Consider the following 7,366-nt stretch of genomic DNA (forward strand, 5'->3'; position numbering starts at 1 on the left):
CTCCCTGGAGGCCCGCGAGCATGATGACGGTCGGCGGGTTCTTCGCGAACCGGATGCGCCGCGCCTCGCCGCCGAGGATCGTCACGAGCTCGTCGTTGACGATCTGCACGACCTGCTGGGCCGGGTTGAGCGCCTTGTTGACCTCGTCTCCCAGCGCGCGCTCCCGCACGCGGCCGGTGAAGTCCTTGACGACCTCGAGGGCGACGTCGGCGTCGAGCAGGGCGCGCCGGATTTCGCGGACGGTGCCGTCGACATCCGCCGCGCTCAGCTTGCCCTTGCCGCGCAGGTTCTTGAAGGTTTCGACGAGTCGGTCGGTGAGATTTCCAAAGGTGGCCATGGTCCCCATAGTTTAAGCTGCCGGAATGAGACAGGTCGAGCTGGGCACGACCGGCATCGCGGTGAGCGAAATGTTTTTCGGGGCCGGCTCGATCGGCGGCATCGGCTCGTCGCCCGCCACCCGCGGCCTCGGCATGGCCACCGACGAGGCCCTCGAGCGGCTCGACGAGGCCTACGAGGTCGGCCTGCGCGTCATCGACACCGCCAACACCTACGCGGGCGGCGAGAGCGAACGGATCGTCGGCAGGTGGCACCAGGAGCGCGAGCTGACCGACGTGCTCCTCTCGACGAAGGTCGGCAACGTCGCGGAGCCGGGGCAGGACGGCATCAGCCTGCGGGCCGACCACATCGAGCGCCAGCTCGCGCTCAGCCGCTCCCGCCTGGGACGCGTCGACCTGTACCTCTCCCACGCCCCGGATGACCGGACGCCGCTCGAGGAGACGCTCACGGCCTTCGCCGCCGCGGTGGACGCCGGGCAGATCCGCGCATTCGGATGCTCCAACGTGGACGTGCGCGGGCTCGAGGCGCTGCTCACCGCCGCGGATCGTGTCGGTCTGCCCCGCCCCGGCTGGGTGCAGAACGAGTTCAGCCTCGTGGCGAGGGCGGACGAACGCGACCTGCTGCCGCTCGCCGCCGGAGAGGGAATCGGCTACACCGGCTATTCCCCGCTCGCCGGCGGCCTGCTCTCCGACCGCTATCTCGATCCCGAGGTCGAGGCGCCTGCGGACAGCCGGCTCGGCATCGCCCCCGCCATGTACGCCGACGCGGTCACCGACGAGAACCGTCTGCGCGTCGGACGCCTCGCCGACCTCGCCAGGGACCTCGACGTGAGCACCTCCGGGCTCGCGCTGGCATGGCTGCGCTGGCATCCGCTCCTGACGGCGCCGATCGTCTCCCCCCGGCGCACGGAGCAGTGGGACGCGGTGACCGAGGCGCTCGCCCTCGATCTCGACGACGAGCTCGCCGAGCGGATCGGCTCCCTGTTCGACTGATCCTCCCCCGCGGGTGTCGCCACGCGTCATCCACGGTCTCGACCACCGACGAGATACTAGCTAACCTAGCTAGATGATGATCAACAACGTGCACGAGGCCAAGAGTCAGCTCTCCAAGCTCCTCGACGCCGTCGAACGCGGCGAGGAGGTCTACGTCACCAGGCGCGGTTCCGGCGTGAACCGCTTCCAGATCGTCGCTGCCCCGATCAGGCGGTGGAGCGAGCTGCACGGCGTGCTGAGGAACGAGATCCCCGCCGACACGGATTTCGAGGCCGCCGATCGGGCCGTCGCCGAGATCCTCATCGAGAGCCTGGAGACGCCCGATCGATGAGGCTCCTCCTCGACACGAACGCGCTGCTGTGGTTCCTCGGCGGCCTCCCCCGGCTCGGCCCGTCGGCCCGGCGCACGATCGATGAGGCGACGACACTGGTCGTGTCGGAGGTGAGCCTGCTGGAGATCTCGATCAAGGTCTCGATCGGGAAGCTGCCGCCGATCCCGTCCCTGCCCGCCGTCATCCGGGAATCGGGAATCCGCCGAACCGGCATCTCGGATGCCTATCTCGCCCGTCTCGAGAGCCTCCCGCTCCTCCACCGCGATCCGTTCGATCGCCTGCTCGTCGCGCAGGCGATCACCGACGACCTCACCGTGCTCACCGCCGATCCCGTCTTCGCCGCCTACGGCGTCACGGTGGTCGATGCGCTGGTCTAGCGTGGGCCTATGAGCCTCATCCTGCCGTTCGGCGACAGCCAGCCATCCATCGACCCGACCGCGTGGGTCGCCCCGACGGCGACCCTCATCGGCGCGGTGACCCTCGGCCGGCGGGCCAGCGTCTACTACGGAGCGGTGCTGCGGGCCGACGTCGACGAGATCAGGATCGGCGACGACAGCAACATCCAGGACAACGTCTCCGTGCACGGCGACGACGGGGTCCCCACCATCGTCGGGGTCGGCGTCAGCGTCGGCCACGCCGCGGTGCTGCACGGCTGCGTCGTCGAGGACGGCTGTCTCATCGGCATGGGCGCAGTCCTGCTCAATCGCTCGGTCATCGGGGCCGGGTCACTCGTCGCGGCCGGGTCGGTGGTGCTCGAAGGCACCGTGGTGCCGCCGGGATCGCTCGTCGCGGGGGTGCCGGCGACGGTGCGCAGGCCGCTCACCGACACGGATCGGCGGCACCTCGCCGTGAACGCCACCCGCTACCTCGAGCTGACCGCCGTGCACCGCACCCTGGTGGCGCGCGTCGAGGACGACGGCGAGCAGGCCGGCCACCGGTAGCGGCCCGAGGACGGCTCAGCCGACGAGGTTCTGCACGAACACGTGCGGGGTGAACCCGGTGAGATCGCCGATGCCCTCGCCCTGGCCGATCAGCTTGATCGGGATGCCCGTCTTCTCCTGCACGGCGAGCACGAACCCGCCCTTCGCCGATCCGTCGAGCTTGGTGAGCACGAGCCCGGTGACCCCGGCGTGCTCGATGAAGGCCTCCGCCTGGGCGAGACCGTTCTGCCCGGTCGTCGCATCCAGCACCAACAGCACCTCGGCGATCTCGGTCTGCTTCTCGATGACCCGGCGGATCTTGCTCAGCTCGTCCATGAGGCCGCTCTTGGTCTGCAGCCGGCCCGCCGTGTCGATGAGGACGATCTCGAAGCCCTCCCGCATCGCCCGCTCGACGGTCTGGAAGGCGACGGATGCCGGGTCCTGGCCCTGCTGCTGCGGCCGCTGGATGGCGGCGCCTCCCCGCTCCGCCCAGGTGGCGAGCTGTTCGACCGCCGCCGCGCGGAAGGTGTCGGCGGCCCCGACGATGACGCTGCGGCCGTAGCCGCCGAGGAACTTCGCGAACTTGCCGATGGTCGTCGTCTTGCCGACGCCGTTCACGCCGACGACGAGCACAACGGCGGGACGGGCGCTGAGCACCAGGGTGGGGTTCAGCCTCGCCAGGCGCTCCTCGAGCGTCTCACGCAGCATCCGCCTCAGGTCCGCCGGGTCGGTCGTGTTGTATCTGCGCACGCTCGCCCGCAGCTCGGCGACGACGATCTCGGTGAGGTCGGCGCCGAAGTCGGCGGTGATGAGGGCGTCCTCGAGATCGGTCCAGGTGTCCTCGTCGATGGTCTTGCGGGAGAACATCCCCTTGAGCGCACCGGACAGGGACCAGGGAGAAGCCATGGATGCAATGCTACGGCGTCGACACGAGCGACGACCTCGCCGTCAGCCAGCGCCGGGCTCCCCTGTCCGATCTCAAGGAGATTCGGCGCCCGACCCCCGGCGTGGGCTGAGTCCAGTGGTGCCACGTCCCGAATCTCCTTGAGATCGGACGGGAAAACCGGGATGCGGGACGGCGCCACCCCTCGGAGTACCGCCAGTCGTTGCAGCGATCGCCCCGTGGGTCCGCGAACCTAGCTCGCCTCGTCGTGCACCACGCGCTGGCCGACCACGGCGCTGACGCCGTCCTGCCGCATCGAGACGCCGTAGAGGGCATCCGCGATCTCCATGGTGCGCTTCTGGTGGGTGATGACGATGAGCTGGGAGGACTGACGCAGGTCCTCGAAGATCGTGAGCAGCCGTCCCAGGTTCGCGTCGTCGAGGGCCGCCTCGACCTCGTCCATGATGTAGAACGGGCTGGGGCGCGCCTTGAAGATCGCGATGAGCAGAGCGACCGCCGCGAGCGAGCGCTCGCCGCCGCTGAGCAGCGAGAGGCGTTCGATCTTCTTCCCTGCCGGACGGACGGTCACCTCGATGCCGGTCGTCAACAGGCTCTCCGGGTCGGTGAGCTGGATGCTGCCGGTGCCGCCGGGGAACAGGATCGGGAACACCCGGTCGAAGGCCGCGCGGGTGTCCTCGAAGGCGCTGGCGAAGATGTCCTGCATCTTCTCGTCGATCTCGTCGATGATCGTGAGCAGGTCCTTGCGGGTTCCGGTGAGGTCGGTCAGCTGCTCGGTGAGGAACCGGTGCCTCTGCTCGAGCGCCGCGAACTCCTCCAGCGCGAGCGGGTTGACCCGGCCGAGCTGGGCCAGCTTCCTCTCGGCCTTGGCGAGCCGTGCCTCCTGCTCCGCGCGCACGAAGGGGATGCCGGCGACGGTCTCGTTCGCCTCCGCGCCCTCGATCGGCTCCTCCGGATCGACCGAAGAGCCGGCGGCGGCCGCCGCCACGGCGTCGAGCGGCACGAGCTGCTGCGGCCCGTACTCTGCGACGAGCACGTCCTCGATCAGGCCGAGCTCCTCGCCGGCGCGCTCCAGCAGCGCCGACAGGGTGAGCTTCTTCTCGTAGACCTGCATCTCCAGGGTGTGCACGTCCTCGCCGATCGCCGCCAGCCGTTCCCGCAGCGCGTTCTCCCCCCGGCGGAGTTCCGCGAGCTCGGCGTTCTGGGTCGAGCGCTCCGCCTCCCTGGCGGCCAGCTCGACCCGCGCTTCGGAGACCGACCGGTCGACGGAGTCGAGCACGGCGGGCAGCGCGTCGACGACGGCCTGGGCGGAGGCGATCTGACGCCGACGGATGACCGCACGCCGCGCCGCCTCCTCTGCCGCGACCCTGTCCGCCTCCAGCTGTCTCTCCAGCTGAGCGGCCCTGAGCTCTTCCGCGCGCACCCGCTCGCGCGCGGTCTCGAGCTGGAGCCGCGACTCGACCTCGCGCTCCCTGGCCTCCTCGAGCTCCGCGAGCACACCGTCGCGGGCGGCGACGTCGAGAATGGGCCGAGGACGCGAGGCGGCCGTGTCGAGCTCCTGCTTCGCGCGCTCGACGGCGGCGGCGGCATCCGCGACCGCCTCCGTCGCGAGGACCAGGCCGCGCTCGAGGCGCTCGGCCTCCGCCTGGGCGGCCTCGACCTGCACCCGCACGCGGTTGAGTCTCTCCGTCTTGGCCGCCAGCTGCGCGTCGAACTGCCGCAGCTCGGTGAGGGCCCGACCGGACTGCTCCTTGGCCACCTCGAGCCGGCCGCGCTGCTCGGCGAGGGCGAACCGGGATCGGTCGATGAGCGAGACGACCTCCTGCAGCCGGTCGTTCGCGGTGTCGCGGTCGGCGACCAGCTCGAGACGGGAGCGCTTGGCGCCGGAGCCGCCCTTGAGCACCTGGCCGGAGACGACGTCTCCCGCCCTGGTGATGATCGTGGTGAAGCCGTCCGGGAGCCGCCTCAGCGCCCTGCGGGCCGCATCCAGATCCTCGGCGATGACGATGGGGCCGAGGAGCTCGAGGATGCCCGGCGGGGCGGTGACGACGCTCGAGGCGGTCACCAGCTCCTCCCCCTGCACGGGTCGCCCGTCCGCGGACGCGCCCTCGGCGACGACGATCTCGACCCGCCCGAAGTCGTGCGATCCGGAGTGCTCGATGGCCGCGAACGCCGCCTCCCGGGTCTCGGCCAGGACCGCGTCGGCGAGGGTGCCGAGCGCCGCGGCGATGGCGGCCTCGTACCCCTGGTCGACCTGCACGTTCTCGGCGACGAGTCCGCGGATGCCCGCCAGCCGCGCCGCGACCAGCTCACTCGACCCGTCCTTCTGGTCGAGGGCGGAGGACAGCGCGCTCGTGCGGGCGGCGAGGGCGTCCCGCTCGCGCTCGTGGCCGTGCAGCTGCTCGCGCAGCCGCTCGATCTCGGCTTCGGCGTCGGTCACCTCCGCCTGCGCGGTCTCGTAGGCGGCATCCAGGTCGGTCTCGTCGGAGTCGCCGAGCGCGGCATCCGCCTCGAGGCTCGCGAACTCGGCCTGCGCCTGCTCCCTGCGCTGCATGGCGGCGTCCAGGGCGTTCTGCTGGCGGAGCACCTCACCGCGCACCGCGGCGAGCCGGGAGGCGGCGGTCTCGGTCTGCCCGGTGAGCTTGGAGATCTCCAGGTCGTGCCTCGAGACGAGCGAGGACTGGTAGGCGATCTGCTCGTCCAGCCCGTCGAGGTTCGCCCGGGCGAGCTGGGTCGCCGCCTGGGCCTCGTGCCAGGCCCTCTCCGCCTCGATCACGGTCTCGGCGAGGCGGGAGGCCTCGTCCCTCGCGTCGAGCACCATCTGGCGGGTGACCCCCTGGCCGGTCGCCTGGGCATCCGTCTGCTGCCCGAGCAGCGCGAGCCGCTGGTTCGCGAGGGTGTAGAGGCCGCGGAGGCGCTCCTGCACAGACTCGAGGCCGAAGGCGGTGCGCCTGGCCAGATCGACCGCGTCGCCCTCCTGGGATCGCTCGATGTGCTGCGCCCGCAGCCTGCTCTGGTCGAGTTGCTCCTGCAGCACGATGCGCTCGGTCTTGCGTTCGCTCTCGCTGCGGGAGCCCGCGGTGATGGCGGCGCGCAGCTCGACCACCTCGTCCGCGAGCAGCCGGGCACGGGCATCCCGGACGATCGCGGCGATCGACTGCGCCTCCTTGGCGATCTCCGCCTGGTGCCCGAGCGGCTTCAGCTGCCGCCTGATCTCGCCGGCCAGGTCGCTCAGCCTGGTCAGGTTGGCCTGCATCGCCTCAAGCTTGCGGATCGTCTTCTCTTTGCGCCTGCGGTGCTTGAGGATGCCGGCGGCCTCCTCGATGAAGCCGCGCCGCTCCTCCGGGCTGGCGTGCAGCACGGCGTCGAGCTGCCCCTGACCCACGATGACGTGCATCTCCCTGCCCAGGCCGGAATCGCTCAGCAGCTCCTGCACGTCGAGCAGGCGACAGGTGTCGCCGTTGATCGCGTACTCGCTGCCGCCGTTGCGGAAGAGCGTGCGACTGATGGTCACCTCGGCGTACTCGATCGGGAGGGCGCCGTCCGCGTTGTCGATGGTGAGGATGACCTCTGCCCGGCCGAGCGGGCCCTTGGTCGCCGTCCCGGCGAAGATGACGTCCTCCATCTTGCCGCCGCGGAGGGTCTTCGCCCCCTGCTCCCCCATGACCCAGGCGAGGGCGTCGACCACGTTCGACTTGCCTGACCCGTTCGGGCCGACCACGCAGGTGACGCCCTGCTCGAAGGCGAAGGTCGTCGACTGGGCGAAGGACTTAAAACCCTTGAGGGTCAGGCTCTTGAGGTACAAGCCGCCGCCCTTCTTTCGCCGTGATCGTGCATCCCTACGGTACCGGAACGTCCCCGCATCCCCTCGCAGCGCCCCGCGCCC

7 protein-coding genes are annotated in these 7,366 nt (G+C 70.7%); 4 read left to right on the forward strand and 3 right to left on the reverse strand.

The features are described 5' to 3' along the window. Positions 1 to 337: signal recognition particle receptor subunit alpha (locus VGC18_RS09620; protein WP_331096693.1), on the reverse strand; the 337-nt coding region annotated here is incomplete at its 3' end. A gap of 25 nt (positions 338 to 362) precedes the next feature. Here VGC18_RS09620 and VGC18_RS09625 point away from each other — a divergent pair. The 4 genes from VGC18_RS09625 to VGC18_RS09640 all read left to right on the forward strand — a co-directional run bounded on the left by VGC18_RS09625 (position 363) and on the right by VGC18_RS09640 (position 2,600). Then, positions 363 to 1,328 (forward strand): aldo/keto reductase, encoded by a 966-nt coding sequence (locus VGC18_RS09625; protein WP_331096695.1) that lies wholly within the window; start codon positions 363 to 365, stop codon positions 1,326 to 1,328. A 73-nt stretch (positions 1,329 to 1,401) separates the two neighbouring features. Then, positions 1,402 to 1,659 (forward strand): type II toxin-antitoxin system prevent-host-death family antitoxin, encoded by a 258-nt coding sequence (locus VGC18_RS09630; protein ID WP_331096697.1) that lies wholly within the window; start codon positions 1,402 to 1,404, stop codon positions 1,657 to 1,659. Next, the gene (locus VGC18_RS09635) at positions 1,656 to 2,036 is read left to right on the forward strand and encodes a type II toxin-antitoxin system VapC family toxin (RefSeq protein WP_331096699.1); all 381 of its coding nucleotides are present in this window, start codon (positions 1,656 to 1,658) and stop codon (positions 2,034 to 2,036) included. The genes VGC18_RS09630 and VGC18_RS09635 overlap by 4 nt, the downstream gene beginning before the upstream one ends. 9 nt (positions 2,037 to 2,045) lie before the next feature. After that, positions 2,046 to 2,600 carry a gamma carbonic anhydrase family protein gene (locus tag VGC18_RS09640; RefSeq protein WP_331096701.1) on the forward strand — a complete coding sequence of 185 codons (555 nt, stop codon included), beginning with the start codon at positions 2,046 to 2,048 and terminating at the stop codon, positions 2,598 to 2,600. Between the two features lie 15 nt (positions 2,601 to 2,615). Here the strand turns inward: VGC18_RS09640 and ftsY are convergent, their stop codons facing one another. Both ftsY and smc read right to left on the reverse strand, forming a co-directional pair. Then, entirely contained in the window at positions 2,616 to 3,485 is an 870-nt protein-coding gene (ftsY, locus tag VGC18_RS09645) for a signal recognition particle-docking protein FtsY (protein WP_331096703.1), read from the reverse strand. Between the two features lie 230 nt (positions 3,486 to 3,715). Continuing rightward, entirely contained in the window at positions 3,716 to 7,285 is a 3,570-nt protein-coding gene (gene smc, locus VGC18_RS09650; protein ID WP_331096705.1) for a chromosome segregation protein SMC, read from the reverse strand. Between the last annotated feature and the right edge of the window lie 81 nt (positions 7,286 to 7,366).

It is taken from the genome of Lacisediminihabitans sp. (assembly GCF_036404185.1).
In the GTDB taxonomy this organism is placed as follows: Bacteria; Actinomycetota; Actinomycetes; order Actinomycetales; family Microbacteriaceae; genus Lacisediminihabitans.